Raw genomic sequence first — 15534 nt, 5'->3', positions numbered from 1 at the left:
CCCGAGCAGCTCGCCCAGGGAGGCGTTGTCCGCTTTCACATGCGCCGCGCTGGGCGGCGGCTCCGGAATCTGGCTACTCATCACAAACCACCCGTGCCGTGGCGGCCGGTACCGGCCGTGCCGTCAGTACCAAAGTGCTCGTCAGCGCTGTAGACACCGTTTTCAGCCCGGTATGGGTCGTCCTCGAAGCGAAGGGGAGTTTCCTCAGCGGTACCCGAGGGCAGCGTGCTGGTGGACACCGGAGCGGCGCTGCCCACTACTGGTTCGTTGAAGAGGTCATCGGTGCCGGCTGCGTACACCGTCTCCTGGTGCAGCGGCGCTACCGGTGCCGGCTGCACATCCCGGTGCTGGGCTGAAGCCTGCACCTGCCCCTGCGGCTCCGGGGCGCCTGCGGTGAGGCCGCGGGTGAGGCGGCCTGCCAGGACGCCGGCGCCGGCGGCGAGGAGCAGGAATGTTCCGGGGCGGTTGCGGGCGAAGCGCTGAACTTCATTGAGAAGGTCGCCGGGTTCGCGGTTTTCCAGCCAGGTGGCCATGGAAGAGGTACGTTCGGCTGCCTGGCGGACCAGGTCGCTGGCTACGCCCTGCTGGTCCGGGGCGGTGGCCATGCTGTGCAGCTGGCTGGAGATATTGCGGATGCCTTCGGCGGCCTTCTGCTGCTGGGTGCCGGCCTGGGTGGTCAGTCCCGATTTGGCCTGGTGCAGCAGGTCCTGAGCGTTGGCCTTGGCTTCATAGGCGACGTTCGCGGCCTCGCTCTTGGCCGTTTCGGCGACGCCCTGGGCTGCCGAGGCAGCGTGACCGGCCACGTTCGAAGCCTCATCCTTGGCTGCCTGCGTCTTGGAAGCATCACCCGAATCCGCGGAGTAGGCGTTGTGCTGGGAATCCAACTCTGTTGCACCGTATGGATCGGCGAGGGCCGGGTCGGTGACGGTGTGTGGGGTCTGGGGCCATTGGTTCTCTGTCATCTTCGCTCTCTTTCAGAAAGGGCTAGCTGGGCGATCAAGAACCAGCAGTGCTGGCGACTTAGTAAGCAAGGTTACTAATTAGATACTAAGCACACTTCCCATTTCGATTGCAAGGGGTGCCGCTCCCGGGGCCTGTTCTTTCCGGGCGGATGCGGAGGTTCTGGGGCGTCGGATAGTAAGCCTACTTGCGAATATGTTGCTAAGCATGCTTATTGTAGGGGTGTAGCGACGCAGGGTGACCAGCACTTCGCCACCTACAGGAAGGCCGCGGCCGATGACCAGCAATCTCGATCCGGACGCCCGGAGCAGCTACCGCCTGATCACCTTGGCGGCGCGGCTGATCCAGCGGCGCCAGGACGATGCACTGGCCCCCCTTGGCCTCACCCGTGCCGCCGTTATCGCACTGGAAGGCCTGACGGGGGGACCACTGAACCAGGAACAACTTGCCGAGGCGATCAGGGTCCAAAGCCAAACCCTCGGCCGTGTCCTGACCCGCCTTGAAGCCACGGGACATATCACCAGGACGCGCCATGCCTCGGACCGCCGGCAGCTGAAGGTTGAGCTTACGGATGCCGGCGTTGCTGCCGTGGAGGCAGCACGCCAAGCGGAAGTCAATGCCTACCCGGACGATCCGGACATTGCCTGGAAGGCGCTTCGGGAGGAACTGACAAAATTTGTCCGTGCCGTTCCGCTGGACCGCGACACCGGGGTTGTCCCGTTTGCCCCGCCTGAACACCGGACCGGGCACGCCCACCGGCCCCAGGCTGGACGGGCAGGCGGTCTCCGGGGCTGGGAGCAGCCGGGCCAGAATTGAGGCTGGCCTGGGGCCGGGCAAAGGTATACGGACAACAGGAAGAAGCGGTGGCCGCCTTCCGGGTGATCAACGCTTCTTCCTAGCCTTTGTCTTCCGGTTCTTCCTCCAGCAAGCCCCGTTGAGCCAGGTCTGCGGCGTCGGCCGCTTCCGGCGGCAACGGGTCGGTGGCCGGCGGAACGTCGGCGGGAGCGTAGTCGGCGAGGCCCGCTGCCACCCGTTCCTGCTCCGCTGCCCTTTGGTAATCGTCGTCGTCAACGTCCTCGGGCATCTTGCTGTGCCCCGTGCGGGTGGGGTTCGGAAGCGCATCCTCCTCCGGGACCATCACGCTGTCCAGGACGTCATCCGGGTTCTCATCTGCAGTGCTCATCGGTGCCCCTTCCAATCTTTGGGTTCCTGCAACGGCCGTAGGGCCTACGACGACGGGACGCCAGGCCCGGAGGACCAGCGCAGCAGTGCCGCGATATGGACGCCGGCGGGCAGGACAGGGCCCGGAACCAGGAGAATCCGGGCGTCGGTAAGCGCGGCCGCCCGAAGCAGCGCCGCGGGTGCGGGCACCTCTCCCAGGATTCCGGCAGGCAGGGCTTCCTCCTTGGCGGTGGCGATCCACGGCTCCGCGTCAAGGGCCAGCATGGTCCGGCCGGACAAGGCGGCATCATCGAAGATCAGGAGTTCCACCTGGGCTTGCTGGAGCGCGTGCACCACGGCTCCGACGCCATGGGCCGCCTCCGGATTGGCCTGGCCCTCCCGGACCGCCAGCCTGTCCAGGACGGTTTGTTGCTCCGCTGCCCACACCTCGGCGACGTGCTGTTTGACCTGGTCCTCAAGGTTGGCACTGTCCGCCCCGGCTGTATGCGTGTGGGAATCCACTTCGGACAGGAGTGCCCTGCCTGCCTCGGAGAGATTTTCCTTGACCAGGCCACGGGCTCGGATGTCACCGGCGAGGACGATGAGCCGGGCGCCGCTGGAACTGGCTACCCTGTCGATTTCAACTGCCACCTCATCAGCGTTCCGGCGCCAAACGTCCTCGGTGTGGTGTTGGAACCGCAGCTCGGACCAGCCTCCGCCATGGAACTTGTGAAGGTGCTCGGACTCGCCTTCAACTTCCTGCACGCTGCGGGGAGCGCCGGCCCCGGCCCGGTACAGCCGGATTTCACCATGGTCGCGGCTTACTTCCGCCACAACGTACGGCAGGTCCTCCGGCCGGTGCTGGACCAGGGGGAGCAAATCCGGGACCGGCTCCAGTACCATCCGCTCCGGCAGGACCAGTTCGCCGGGGAGCACTTCGTTGACTTCCGTTTTTCCACCGTGGACCAGGACGAACCTGGACACAGGGGAAGGCATTCCTGTGGCCGGCTGAAGTGCCTGTTCCATCGCATCGATGTCCGCCGCAGCTGCTCCCTGTGCTTCGAGCTGGGCGCGGGTGTTTCCGGCCCGGACGTCGCCGGCTTCCAGGGTGTCGACTGTTCCGGTGCCGGCATCCACGTACGCGGTGCACCAAGGGCCGGGGAGGCGGTACAGGTCCGCGAACTTCTGCAGGCTGCTGGTCATTGTTTCCCCTCCTCTTTGCTGAAAAGGATGAAGGGGGCCCTGCCGCGTTCTGCCATGACGATCTCCTTCGCCGCGTGACTTAGGATCACGAGCTGGTTCGTCACTTCACGCTAGCACCGGCGACCCGCGCGCTGAAGGGTCTTCCGGCCCTTGGTGATCAGCGCTGGCAGGCGCCCTTGAGGGCCCTGACGGAGTCCGCCGGCACCTGGTCCCCGGACTGCGCAATCTGGCCCAACGGCGTCGTGATGTCCGCGGGGACGCCTGCCGCCTTTGCTGCCGAGACCAGGCCGGCCAGAGCCTTCTTGTCCTCAGGGCTGACCAAGCCGTTCTGGACGACAGCGCAGATTTGCCGGGTGACTTCCTGTGCTGCGGAGGAGGCGGCCTTGGAAGCGGCGTCGCTGGCGGCGTTGCCCGCGGCCTCCCCCACGGCACCGCATCCCGTCAGCAGCAGGGCGGCGGCAAGGGCGGTGGCGGGAACGACGGCGGGCCGAAAAGTCATGCATCCAGCGTACCGTCGGCTTCCTACCTGCGGGCGGGGACCCCCAGGATGGTGTCCAGCAGCCCGTTCCGGAACTTGCCCTCCGGATCGAGGCCGTGGGCGAAGGAGCGGAAGTCCGTGAACCGCGGGTACAGCGCCTCCCAGTCATGGCCCTCCGGAGTGAAGAGCTTGCCCCAGTGCGGACGTGCCCCAAAAGGCCGTAAAACATCCTCCAGGACCGGAAGAAAGGCTTCCACCTCGGGCTGCATCGGTTTCCAGGTGAAGTGCAGCGCCACACTCTGCCGGCGATAGAATGGGCTGAGCCAGAACTCGTCCGCGGCGCCGGTCCTGATCTCCGAGACGAAGAGCAGGGGTGCCAGCTGTGGAGCCAGGCTGCGGACGGCCTGGAGGGCGGCGGGGGCGTGCTCCAGGGGAAGGATGAACTCGCTTTGGAGTTCGTCCCCGTTGCTCGGAGTGAACTCGTGCCGGAAGTGCGGCAACCGGTCCAGCCACTGCCCGGGTTCATCCAGCTGCGCGGTGCAGTTCTCCGCGGACATGTCCGGCAGAGGGTGCCGCGGCCGCAGAGCCGCCCTTGCCCCGAACAGGCCGGGGAGCGCCGGCTCCTCATCAAGAGCCTTGAGCCAGACCTGGTTGATCGTTTCCCCGGCGTAATCGGTGAACAGGCTCACGCTGTAGGCGGCGGACATGACGGCGCTGAACTCCTCGAGCGCGTTGTCCCAGGGCAGGTCCTCAAGGACCCGCTGGCGCATCCGGAAGCTGGGGCGGACCGCCAGTTCCAGGCCGGTGACAATTCCCAGGGCCCCCATGCCCACCACGCTGGCCAGGAACTCGTCTCCATCCGCCCGGGTGAGCGTCACCTGTTCTCCGGAGGCCCTGACCAGGTCGACGGATTCCACGGCGCCGGCCAGTGACGGGTTGTTCACCCCCGAGCCGTGCGTGCCCGTCTGGACCGCGCCGGCGACCGAGATGTGCGGCAGCGAGGCGAGGTTGTGGATGGCCACCCCGGAGTCCTCCAGGGTCCGGCACAGCGCCCCGTAGCTCACGCCGCCGCTGACGCGTACTGTTCCGCGCCCCGAATCCAGTTCCACCTGCTGCGGCAGGGCATCGAGGAGGACATGGACACCTTCCGTGTCCCCGACCCGGTTGAAGGAGTGCCGGGATCCCAGGGCCTTGACCCGCGGCGAGTTTGCGACGATCTCTGCCAGCTCCGCTACGGATTCCGGCCGCCGCACATCCGCGGAGGAGTATTCGAGGTTTCCTGCCCAGTTTTTCAATGGCGTGGCTTTCGCTTGGCAATCGGTTTCCCTTTACTGTCAGCGCTAACAATTGCGGCTGTCAAGGCACTTCCGCGGGCTGGTCGCGGAAGCCCCTGACAGCACCGTGCCGCTGGCTTAGCCAACCCCTGGCTGCACGTCCCCGGCCATGGTGCGCGGAGGCGGAACCCGCCGGCTGCCGGTGGCTTCGAAGGCTGCCGCCAACCGGAGCAGGTCCGTGTCGCTGTAGGCCTTCCCGGCGATGGTGAGGCCCACGGGCATGCCGATGTCCGCGGCGATGCCCATGGGAACGGTCACCGTGGGGATGCCCAAATGGCGGGGCACCAGGTTCCCGTTCGACACCCACACGCCGTTGCGCCACGCAATGTCCGCCGAAGCCGGGTTGGTGTCCGCATCCGCCGGTGCCACATCAGCGGCTGCCGGAAAGACGACGGCGTCCAGTCCCAGCCGGTCCATCCACTCCTCGAGGTCCAGCCGGCGGGTTTCTTCCAGTCCTGCCAGGCCCTCGGGGAGATGGGGAATCTCGGTTAGTCGCGGGACACCGTGGCTCCGAATCCAGGCGGGGTAGTCCGCGATGTCGTCGTCGAAACCGTCATAGCGGTCCGGCAGGGCGCCTTTCGGGGCGGGGAAGATGGCGGAGCCGTCCACATCGGCAAGCCGGTTCAGCTGCGGGTCACCGTTGGCGTCCAGGAAGTCATTCCATGCCCAGGCCGACAGGTCCACGATTTCACGCCGCAGGTACTCCGGGGAAACCAGGCCGCGGGTGGAGATGGTGGGGGCGCCGGGCCGGTCGCCTTCGTAGTTGGTCACCACCGGGAAGTCCACCTCCACCACCTCCGCTCCGGCGGCCTCAAGATCGCAGCGGGCGGCCTTCCACAGATCCAGGATTGATACCCGCGTTTCGATCCGCCGGCCGGTGGGGCCGCCGATGCCGGGCGCCTCCGCTGTTCCGGCTTCGGGATCGGCGTTGATGTACATCCGGGGGATGCCCAGGCGTTTGCCCGCGAGTACCCGCGCGCCCGCGTCTGCAACGGCGAGGTCAAGGTACGACGCCGGCCGGACAGCAGATGCCTTGGGCACCGGAATCCACGGCTGGGTCCGCCAAAAGTCCCCGCGGGCCTCGGCGTCGTCCGCTACCACCGCGTCCAGGACTTCCAGCATGTCTGCCATGGTGCGGGTATGCGGAACCACCACATCCATAGTGGGAACCAGTGGCCAGTTGCCGCGCACGGAAATGACGCCGCGGGAGGGGGTGTAGGCGCACAGGGCGTTGTTGGACGCGGGCGCCCGTCCGGAGGACCACGTTTCTTCTGCCAACCCGAATGCTGCGAAGCTGGCCGCCGTGGCCGTACCGGAGCCGTTGGACGAACCGGACGCGAATGCTGCGGTCAGGAAGTCGGCGCTGTACGGGCTTTCGGCGCGGCCGTATACCCCGGCCTGCATACCTCCATTGGCCATGGGCGGTATGTTGGTCAGCCCGATCAGGATGGCGCCGCCGGCCCGGAGCCGGGCGACAGTGAAGGCGTCGTGCCGCGCCACCAGGTCTTTGAACGCCGGAGACCCCGCTGCGACAGTCAGGCCCTTCACCTGGTAGCTGTCCTTGGCGGTATAAGGGATCCCATCGAGCGGGCCCAGCGTAAAGCCGGCAGCCCGCCGGCGGTCGGACGCCCGCGCCTCGGCAAGGGCTTCCGGATTCATGACGACAAGCGCATTCAGGTGTATGCCTGAAGAGTCATATTTCTCAATGCGCTCCAGGTACAGGCGGACCAATTCCACACTGGTGACTTCCCCGGACTCGAGGGCTGCCCGGAGTTGGACGATGCCCGCCTCCACCACATCGAAATTTTTCACCCTGTCCGCACTGTGGGTCTGCCCGGCCGTTTTCATGCGGCGCCACCTGTCCGCCCGGCCGGCTGCTGCTGCGTGATGCAGTGGATCCCGCCGCCAAACGCGAAGATGTCCCTGGCGTCAACCAGTTCCACGGTGCGGCCGGGGTAGGCCCGTTCCAGGATGCCTGCTGCGATGGCATCGTTGGGGTCGTCGAAGCTGCAGAGCACCACTACGCCGTTGGCGACGTAATGGTTAATGTAGGACCAGTCCACCCATCCCTCGTCGTCTTTGAGCGTGGTGGGAGCGGGAACGTCGATGATGCGGAGCGGCCGGCCCTGTGCGTCCAGCTGCCCGCCAAGGACTGCCTTCAGCTGCAGGTAGACGGCGTGGTCGGGGTGGGAGGGGTCGTCCTGGCGGTGCAGAAGGATGGTGCCGGGTCCGGCAAACGCGGCCACGATGTCCACGTGTCCGCGGGTGCCGAATTCGTCATAGTCCCTGGTGAGTCCGCGCGGAAGCCAGATGGCTTTCGTAGTGCCCAGGGCCCTGTGGATCTCCAATTCCACGGACTCCCTGGTGGCACCCGGGTTGCGGCCGGGATCCAGTTGGACGGTCTCCGTGAGCAGTACAGTCCCTTGGCCGTCCACGTGGAAGCCGCCGCCCTCGTTCACCAGGGACGTCTGCAGGAGAGGTGCCCCAATGCCTGCGGCCACGGTCTGCGCCACGGCTTGGTCTTTCTCCCATGCGGCCCATTCCTGCGCACCCCAGCCGTTGAAGGTCCAGTCCACGGCGGCGATTGAACCGTCCGGCACGTGGACGAACGTGGGGCCGCTGTCCCGCAGCCAGGCGTCGTCGAGCGGTACTTCCACGACGTCGACGCGGTCCCCGAGCCATTCCCGTGCAGCGGTGGCGTCCCTGGGGTCGGCCACGACTGTGACGGGTTCGTACCTGGCGATGGTGTGCGCAACGCTGGTCCAGGCCGCGCGGGCGCGGTCCAGGGTGGGGCTTCCGGTGGGGCCAAAGGTGTCGTTGGGGGGCGGGAAGGCCATCCATGTGCGTTGGTGGTCGTCCCACTCTGCGGGCATGTGCACGGAGCTGCCGGTGGAAATGTGGCCAGGGGCGGCGCTGTCCCCGACCACGGTCGAATAAATGAATGCCATTCATTTATTATGGGGACCGAGATGCGAAGGCGCAAGAGTGTGTCGTCCTAGTTAGTGCGGGGGCCATCAACCGCTGACAGGATGGCCTGTGCCAGTTCAGCGGGCTTGGTGAACTGCGGCCAATGGCCGGTGGGCAGGTCGAGGAACTCCGTGTCCCGGATCCGTGCCAGCTCTGCCACCAATGGCTGGCCCGCCGCCATCCACTCGCGGAGCATGGCGGAGGGGAACTCACAGGAGATGACCGTGGCGGGAACGTCGTAGCGGCGCTCGTCATGCAGATGCTGCCTGCCGTACGCCACACCCCGGGGTTCCGGGATGGCACGTGCCCGGAAGTCCTGTCGCAGCCGGTCGTCAAGGTCCACCAGGTCGGCGTCGTCAAAGCTCTCCCAGGGCGGGAGGGGGACGTCGTCCCCATTGGCGGGCAGTTCATCGTTGATGACGCCGCCGTCGCCCAGAGGACCACTGTCCACGTAGATGGCCCGCTCCACCTTTCCCGGCCGCGCATCCACCGCACCATGGATGATGGCCCCGCCGCCGGAATGGCCCACCAGCACCACCTTTCCCGGGAGGCCATCAAGGACCTGCACGACGGCGTCGATATGGTCCTGCAGGTTGATGCCTGCGCGGCTTGCGTCCATGGACTCCTTGCCGGGAAGCGTAAGGGGATGAACGTGATGCCCTGCTGCTTCCAAAACCGGGGCCACCTTCTCCCAGGAGGAGGCGTCCAACCAGAAACCGGGAACCAGGATGATGTCCATGGCGACACCCTACTCCCCACCCCCGTTGCCGAACGCGTGTTCCTGCCGTCGGAAAAGGCGGGGATGCCGAACCCTTTACCGGCCCGTTTCCAGCGCCCGCTTCTGGCGTCCACTGATGGAGGAGACATAGCCGCAGCTGGTGCAGGTGATGCTGAACTTCCGCGACACGGTGAGCACCGGGATGAAGAACAGCGTGAACTTCGTAGCCTGCTCCTCGAGGAGGTGGTAGATGAATGCGCCGCAGTGCGGGCAGGTCGCTGCGCGGCCCGGCAGGGCCCTGCGGGCAGTCTTGAAACCGAAAAGAAGGAGCATTGCCGGCCTTTCGTCGTCCGGGTAGTACCCACCAGCGTAGGCGGGTTTGGGCCTTTGCGATCGGGGTAAGGATGCCCATGCACCGTGGGTGGATGCGATACTTGCGTGGGCAGCACTCGGGCTTTCTGGGGGGACTTCTGGCAAATGGTTCTGGATACGGCAACCCTTCGCGCTGCATTTGGCCTGATGGCCCTGGTGCTGGTGGTCCTCTTCTACTTTTCCGCCTACAGGGTGACGCGTTCGCCGTACAGTGCCTGGTGGTGCGTCGCACTGCTGTTCTTCCTGGCCGGATCGGGCTGTTTCCTCCTGGACGGAACGCCGCACCAGGTGTGGGCCAACCCGGTGGGAAACACGCTGCTGGTCCATGGCGGGGTTGCTGTCTGGGCGGGCGCCCGCTCACTGCGGACTGTCCGGCCGCCAAAGTGGGCCTTCACCGCCATCCCGGTGTTGACCCTCGTGGCATCGGCGCTGGACCACCCGGCAACCAATGTCTGGTCCGGCGGACCCGTGTTCCTTTCGGCGATGAGCCTCACGATTGGTCTGGCCTCCCGGGAGCTGTGGCGGCTGGAGCCCGGCTATTCACGGGTCCGCATCCCCATGGCGGTTGCGGCCGGAGGGCTGTCGGTTTTTTACTTCCTCCGGTGCGTGGCCTTACTCGTGGAGGGCCAGGACGGTGCCCTTTTCACCACTGTCTTCGGTTCTGCCGTGACCACGCTGGTCACCATGGTGTTGCTGGTAGTGGTGTCTTTCAGCATGGCCGCGCTCAGCACCGAACAACAGACCCGTGCTTTGCGCGTGGTGGCGAGCCGGGATGACCTGACGGGGCTGCTGAACCGCAAGGCGTTCATTGAACTGGCAGCCGAGCAACTCGCTGACCGGACCATTACCGGCGGTTCCGGGGCCCTGATCCTGGCCGACCTGGACCACTTCAAAACGGTCAATGACACCTACGGCCACGCAGCGGGTGACCTTGCGTTGCAGGCTTTCGCTGAGGCGTGCCTGGCCACGGTGCGCTCCACGGACCTGACCGGCCGGTACGGCGGGGAGGAGTTCGTCATCCTTGTTCCGGGCGCCAGCGCCGAACGCGCCGAGATCATCGCCGAGGAGATCAGCAGGCGCCTGGCCGGGACTGAAACAGCGCACGGCATGGACATGCCCACCGCGAGTTATGGCATTTCCACTTACGACGGCGGGACCTCCGACGTGGACGATCTCATCGCTGCTGCGGACGCGGCCCTGTACAGGGCCAAGTCGCTGGGCAGGAACCGCGCCGCCCGCAGCGACCGGCTGTACTAGCCCGACTGCAAACAGCGGCGCGGTTTCCCTAATCCCGGTACTCGCCCTAGCGCCTCTGGATGGCTTCTGCCTGTTCAGCCAGGGCGGTCAGCGGCACGCCCTCCGGCCGCTCCACCGTGCTCTGGATGGAGACCGTCATGCCGCTGTGCGCGGCTTTGAGGACCGATTCCATGACTTCCAGGACGTGATAGGCCAGGGTCCCTCCGGCGCGCGGTTCCTTGCCCCGCGGGGTGGAAGCCAAGTCAGCGATGCCGAACCCGCGTCCCGAGTCGATGTAGCCTGCGGAGGCGGGAAGTGTTTCCCAGTCCTGGGCGCCCAGGGAGAACAGCTGGACGTCGCCGTCGAAGTGGTTGGGATCCGGCACCACCAGGGATCCGCGCTCGCCGTGGATTTCGATGTTCGGGGACTTGGACTTCACGGCATCGAAGCTCATGAACAGGGTGGACAGGGCTCCGGAAGCGTGGACCAGGATGCCGGTGACGTGGGAATCGATGGTGACCGGTACCGTTTCGCCCTGGCGGGGGCCGGATCCGATGGTGCGTTCGTTGCGGGTGTGGCTTGCTGCGCCGATGACCGACACCACCGGGCCCAGCAGCGTCACCAGGGCAGTGACGTAGTAGGGGCCCATGTCCAAAAGAGGGCCCCCGCCGGGCTGGTAGTAGAAGTCGGGGTTGGGGTGCCAGCGTTCGTGGCCTGGGGTGACCATGGTGGCGGACGCCGAAATGGCGGCGCCGATCAGGCCGTCGTCGATCGCTTTGCGGGCGGTCTGGATGCCGGTGCCCAGCACGGTGTCAGGGGCGCAGCCGACGACCACGCCTGCCTGGCGTGCTGCGTCCAGCACCTGGCGTGCCTCTTCGGTGGTGGCCGCCAGCGGCTTTTCTCCGTATACGCTCTTGCCGGCCGCGATTGCCTTCAGCGCGACATCAGCATGCGCCGCGGGGATGGTCAGGTTCAGGACCAGGTCGATATCGTCAGCGGCGAGCAGTTCCTCCACGGAGACGGCGCGGACGCCGTCGTAGTCATCCGCCACGGCCTGGGCACGCGCCGGATCCAGGTCCGCCACGGCCACCAGCTGGATCTGGTCCAACCGCCGGAAATTGGTGAGGTACTGGGCGATGATGGCTCCGCAGCCAATGATTCCGACTTTCAACGGCTTGCCCACAGCAGGCCCCTTTCGATGATGGTGCGTACGTTTTGGTCCTGCAGGATTTCCACCCGGTGTCCGGGCGTGCAGACGAAGATCCGGCCCCGGCCCCATTGGCGGGTCCAGATCGCGGGGGAGGTCACTTCGCGGTGCCAGGGGTCCCAATCGCGGACTTTCTGGGTGGTGGTGGCCAGGACATCGATGTAGTCGTCAGCGAGGACCCAGTACTGCTCCGTGACCAGGTCGAAGTCCTTGATGCCCTTGGTGATGGGGTGTTCGGCGGCTGCCGGCAGCATGTTGACGGTGTAGGGCACGTAGTTGTCCGACTGCTCGCCCACGCACTCGTCGGGGTGCTTGCCGGGGTGGCAGGCGAACTGCCCCCCGATCAGGTGCAGGTAGTCGGAGGTGTTCCGGTAGGAATCGGCGATGCCGCCGTGCCATCCTGCCAGGCCGGTGCCGTTCTCCACGGCTGCCCGCAGTCCGGCGAACTCGTCCTTTTCGATGGTGCTCATGGTCATGCACTGCATGATCAGGTCCACGCCCGCCATGTATTCTGCGTCGGCGTAGACCGTGGGGGATTCCTCCACCCGGACGTCGTAGCCGTTGTCCTTGAGGTAGGGAATGAAGAGCTCGGTTGCCTCGTAGGGCTGGTGGCCGTCCCAGCCGCCGCGGACGACCAGCGCATTCTTGCGATCTGTCATTGAAGTTTCCTTTGTCTGGCTGCCGTGTTGTGCGGGCAGGGCCTGGGGTCAGTGGCTGGAGAAGGCGGCGTCGAAGGCAGCTGCGGGCGGCGCAATCCGGGCCAGTTCCTGGACCATGGCCAGCGCCTGGGGGGCGCCGATGAGACGATCCATGCCGGCATCCTCCCATTCGATGCTGGTGGGACCCTCGTAGCCGATGGCGTTCAGGGTCCGGAAGATCCTGTTCCACTGGACATCCCCGTGCCCTGCGGTGACGAAGTCCCAGCCGCGCCGGGGATCCGCCCAGGCCAGGTGCGAGCCGAGGCGCCCATTGCGGCCATCGAGCTGGCGCACGGATTCCTTCACGTGCACGTGGAAGATCTTGTCCGCGAAGTCCTGCAGGAACATCACCGGGTCCAGGTCCTGCCAAATGAAATGCGAGGGGTCGAAGTTCAGGCCGAAGCTCTCCCTGTGGCCGATCGCCTCAAGGGTGCGCTTGGCCGTCCAGTAGTCGTAGGCGATTTCGGACGGGTGGACTTCCAGGGCGAACCGGACGCCCTCCTCCTCGAACACGTCGAGGATGGGGTTCCAGCGGTCAGCGAAGTCCTGGTACCCGGCGTCGATCATCGACTGCGGGGCCGGAGGGAACATGGCCACGGCTTTCCAAATGGAGGAACCGGTGAACCCTGTCACGGTCTTCACCCCAAGGCGGGCGGCTGCCCGTGCCGTGTCTTTCATGGCTTCCGCTGCGCGGCGGCGGACTCCTTCGGGCTCGCCGTTACCCCAGATTTCTGCGGAAAGGATGCCCCGATGGCGCTCGTCGACGGGGTCGTCACACACCGCCTGGCCGGTCAGGTGGTTGGCGATCGCGAATACCTTGAGGTTGTTCTTCTCAAGGATGTCCAGCCGGCCCTGGAGGTAGTTGTCGTCCTCCGCCGCGCGGCGCGGGTCAAGGTGGTCGCCCCAGCAGGCGATCTCCAACCCGTCAAAGCCCCACTCGCCGGCAAGCCGGGCAACCTCCTCGAACGGCAGGTCGGCCCACTGGCCGGTAAAGAGCGTGATTGGTCGTGTCATGTGAGTTCCTAGGTTCCTTGAAGCGGTTGCTGTTCTGTGCCGGGCCGGTGCCCAGGCTTCTTCTCGCTGCTCAGACTTTTTGCCACTGGCTGGAATTCGCGGCGCTTGATTCCACGGCGGCGAGGACCCGCTGCACCTGAAGGGCGTCGCCGAAGGACGGTTCCGGTTGGCGCCCCTCACCGATAGCGGTGACGAGGTCCACCACCTGGTGGGTGAAGCCGTGTTCGTATCCCAGGCCGTGGCCGGTGGGCCACCAGTTCCCCACGTAGGGGTGCTCGGGTTCGGTGACAAAGATCCGGCGGAAGCCCGCATCGGGGGACTCCGCCGCGTCACAGAAGGACAGGACGTTCATCTCCTCGAAATCGAAGGCGAGGGAGCCCTTGGTGCCGTTGACCTCCAAACGCATGGCGTTCTTCCTGCCCAGCGCATAACGCGTCGCTTCGAACACACCGATGGGGCCGCCGTCGAACTTTGCGCTGAAGATGGCCGCATCATCCACCGTGACTGTCCCGCGGGGAGCGTCGCTGCTGAGGTCGCCGTGGCCGCCAAGGCCCACGAGGTCCCCGGCCAGTGGCCGTTCGCGGACAAAGGTTTCCAGTATTGCCGATACACCGCTGATGTTCCGCCCTGTGACCCACTGGGCGGCGTCGATGCTGTGCGCCCCGATGTCGCCCAGGGAGCCGGAGCCGGACTTGCTCTTGTCCAGCCGCCACGTCATGGGGGCGTTGGCGTCGGAGAGCCAGTCCTGAAGGTACTGGGCGCGGACATGGCGGATCTCGCCGAGCCTGCCCTGTTCCACGAACCGCTTGGCCAGCGCCAAAGCGGGCGTCCGGCGGTAGCTGAAGCCGCACATCGAGAAGACGCCATGCTTCGCAGCGGTCTCTGCGGCAAGGGTCATCCGTTCGGCTTCCTCCACGGAGTTGGCCAGCGGCTTTTCGCACAGCACGTGCTTGCCGGCTTCAAGGGCGGCGATGGCAATCTCGGCGTGGGTGTTGCCGGGTGTGCAGATGTCGATGAGGTCGATGTCGTCACGCTCGATCAGGCGGCGCCAGTCAGTCTCAACCGACTCCCAGCCCAGCTTGTCTGCCGCTGCGCGGACGCCGTCGGCATTCCTTCCGGCCACCGCGGTGAGCTGTGGCTGCAGCGGCAGGTCGAAGAACCGTGGTGCGGTGCGCCAGGCCTGGGAGTGGGCTGCACCCATGAAGGCGTAGCCCACCATTCCGACCCGCAGGGGCTTTGCGGTGGTCATGTTGAAAGTCCTTTCTGGAAATCCCGGATGTTACTTGCTGAAGCCGGCGGTCAGGCCTGCCAGCAGCTGGCGGCGGCCGATAACGTAAAGCACCAGGATGGGGAGGGTGCTGAGCACCACGGAGGCGAGCACAGCAGGGATGTTGACGCTGAACTCACCCTGAAAGGTCCACAGGCCCAGGGGAAGGACCCTCAGGCTGGGGCTCTGGGTGAGGACCAGCGGAAGCAGGAACCCGTTCCAGACATGCAGGCCGTTATAGATGGCAACGGTCACGATGGCCGGGCGCGTCAGGGGCAGGGCCAGCCGCCACATCGTCTGCCACTCGCTGCAGCCGTCCAGCCGCATGGACTCGAACAGTTCGTTCGGGACGTCACGGATGAAGTTGGACAGGATCAGGACCGTCAGCGGGATGGCGAAGGCTATGGACGGCAGCATTAGCGCCAGCAGGCTGTCGTACAGGTTGAGCCGGATGATCATCAGGTAGATGGGGATGATCGTGGCCTGCAGCGGGATGGCAAGCCCCATCAGGAACATGCCGTTGACCAGCCTGAGGAACCTGCCGGCGCCGCGGACGATGGCAAACGAGGCCATGAAGGAGATCAGCACCGTGGGAATCACGGAACCGAGCGTGACGATGGCGCTGTTCATGAAGTACTGCGCGAAGTCCGCCTCGAGGACCATCTGGTAGTTCTCCAGCGTGGGCGAGGTGGGAAGGGCCAGTGGATTCTGGCCGAAGTATCCCGCCTGGGTCTTAAGGCTGGTGATCACCACGTAGTAGACCGGCAGGATAATTATGGCCAGCCAAAGCCAGCCGCCCAGGCCGCCGGGAATGTTGAGCCGCCGCAGCTTTGGGCCGAGCCCCCGCTTGGCGGCTGCGGAGCCGCCAAGCGTTCCGGTGTGGGCCCCCTGCGTATTGCTTTTCAGGACGGTACTCACC

The 15534-nt window shown here is 66.0% G+C and carries 16 protein-coding genes; 2 read left to right on the top strand and 14 right to left on the bottom strand.

The window, feature by feature from the left end:
• Positions 1–80: 80 nt before the first annotated feature.
• Positions 81–962, bottom strand: a complete 882-nt coding sequence (locus tag AB0313_RS16080) for a hypothetical protein (RefSeq protein ID WP_366306731.1) — start codon at positions 960–962, stop codon at positions 81–83.
• Positions 963–1236: 274 nt separating this feature from the next.
• Between AB0313_RS16080 and AB0313_RS16075 the strand changes: the two genes are divergently transcribed.
• Positions 1237–1776 carry a MarR family transcriptional regulator gene (locus AB0313_RS16075; RefSeq protein ID WP_141944747.1) on the top strand — a complete coding sequence of 180 codons (540 nt, stop codon included), beginning with the start codon at positions 1237–1239 and terminating at the stop codon, positions 1774–1776.
• 79 nt (positions 1777–1855) lie between these two features.
• Here AB0313_RS16075 and AB0313_RS16070 read toward each other — a convergent pair whose 3' ends face one another.
• The 8 genes from AB0313_RS16070 to AB0313_RS16035 all read right to left on the bottom strand — a co-directional run bounded on the left by AB0313_RS16070 (position 1856) and on the right by AB0313_RS16035 (position 9154).
• Positions 1856–2143: a hypothetical protein gene (locus tag AB0313_RS16070; protein ID WP_141944745.1), complete on the bottom strand. Its 288-nt coding sequence runs from the start codon at positions 2141–2143 to the stop codon at positions 1856–1858.
• 44 nt (positions 2144–2187) lie between these two features.
• Positions 2188–3324: a Vms1/Ankzf1 family peptidyl-tRNA hydrolase gene (locus tag AB0313_RS16065; RefSeq protein ID WP_366306728.1), complete on the bottom strand. Its 1137-nt coding sequence runs from the start codon at positions 3322–3324 to the stop codon at positions 2188–2190.
• A gap of 157 nt (positions 3325–3481) precedes the next feature.
• Positions 3482–3823 carry a hypothetical protein gene (locus AB0313_RS16060; protein ID WP_366306726.1) on the bottom strand — a complete coding sequence of 114 codons (342 nt, stop codon included), beginning with the start codon at positions 3821–3823 and terminating at the stop codon, positions 3482–3484.
• Positions 3824–3846: 23 nt separating this feature from the next.
• Positions 3847–5097 (bottom strand): D-arabinono-1,4-lactone oxidase, encoded by a 1251-nt coding sequence (locus AB0313_RS16055; RefSeq protein ID WP_307305122.1) that lies wholly within the window; start codon positions 5095–5097, stop codon positions 3847–3849.
• 117 nt (positions 5098–5214) lie between these two features.
• On the bottom strand, positions 5215–6984 hold the full coding sequence (locus AB0313_RS16050; protein ID WP_366306724.1) for an amidase: 1770 nt from the start codon (positions 6982–6984) through the stop codon (positions 5215–5217).
• Positions 6981–8084: an agmatine deiminase family protein gene (locus tag AB0313_RS16045; RefSeq protein WP_307305126.1), complete on the bottom strand. Its 1104-nt coding sequence runs from the start codon at positions 8082–8084 to the stop codon at positions 6981–6983. Before AB0313_RS16045 ends, AB0313_RS16050 begins: the two co-directional genes overlap by 4 nt.
• 47 nt (positions 8085–8131) lie before the next feature.
• Complete coding sequence (locus AB0313_RS16040; RefSeq protein ID WP_366306722.1) at positions 8132–8842, bottom strand: alpha/beta hydrolase; 711 nt, start codon at positions 8840–8842, stop codon at positions 8132–8134.
• A gap of 75 nt (positions 8843–8917) precedes the next feature.
• Positions 8918–9154 (bottom strand): zinc-ribbon domain-containing protein, encoded by a 237-nt coding sequence (locus AB0313_RS16035; RefSeq protein WP_141944733.1) that lies wholly within the window; start codon positions 9152–9154, stop codon positions 8918–8920.
• 144 nt (positions 9155–9298) lie between these two features.
• Here AB0313_RS16035 and AB0313_RS16030 point away from each other — a divergent pair, with 144 nt between their 5' ends.
• Positions 9299–10450: a GGDEF domain-containing protein gene (locus AB0313_RS16030; RefSeq protein ID WP_141944731.1), complete on the top strand. Its 1152-nt coding sequence runs from the start codon at positions 9299–9301 to the stop codon at positions 10448–10450.
• Between the two features lie 46 nt (positions 10451–10496).
• Here the strand turns inward: AB0313_RS16030 and AB0313_RS16025 are convergent, their stop codons facing one another.
• The 5 genes from AB0313_RS16025 to AB0313_RS16005 form a co-directional block, all read right to left on the bottom strand.
• Positions 10497–11612 carry a Gfo/Idh/MocA family oxidoreductase gene (locus AB0313_RS16025; protein WP_307305134.1) on the bottom strand — a complete coding sequence of 372 codons (1116 nt, stop codon included), beginning with the start codon at positions 11610–11612 and terminating at the stop codon, positions 10497–10499.
• Complete coding sequence (locus AB0313_RS16020) at positions 11597–12295, bottom strand: ThuA domain-containing protein (protein ID WP_366306719.1); 699 nt, start codon at positions 12293–12295, stop codon at positions 11597–11599. The genes AB0313_RS16025 and AB0313_RS16020 overlap by 16 nt, the downstream gene beginning before the upstream one ends.
• A gap of 48 nt (positions 12296–12343) precedes the next feature.
• Entirely contained in the window at positions 12344–13348 is a 1005-nt protein-coding gene (locus tag AB0313_RS16015) for a sugar phosphate isomerase/epimerase (protein ID WP_366306718.1), read from the bottom strand.
• Positions 13349–13418: 70 nt separating this feature from the next.
• A complete protein-coding gene (locus AB0313_RS16010; RefSeq protein WP_366306716.1) occupies positions 13419–14597 on the bottom strand; it encodes a Gfo/Idh/MocA family oxidoreductase in 1179 nt (392 codons plus the stop codon).
• Positions 14598–14627: 30 nt separating this feature from the next.
• A complete protein-coding gene (locus tag AB0313_RS16005; RefSeq protein WP_141944720.1) occupies positions 14628–15533 on the bottom strand; it encodes a carbohydrate ABC transporter permease in 906 nt (301 codons plus the stop codon).
• Position 15534 lies beyond the last annotated feature (1 nt).

Origin of the sequence: Pseudarthrobacter sp. NPDC080039 (assembly GCF_040702335.1) — a bacterium.
GTDB classification, from domain to species: domain Bacteria; phylum Actinomycetota; class Actinomycetes; order Actinomycetales; family Micrococcaceae; genus Arthrobacter; species Arthrobacter enclensis_A.
The sequence above is the reverse complement of the archived record's forward strand: the minus strand, read 5'-3'. Positions and strand labels throughout refer to the sequence as shown.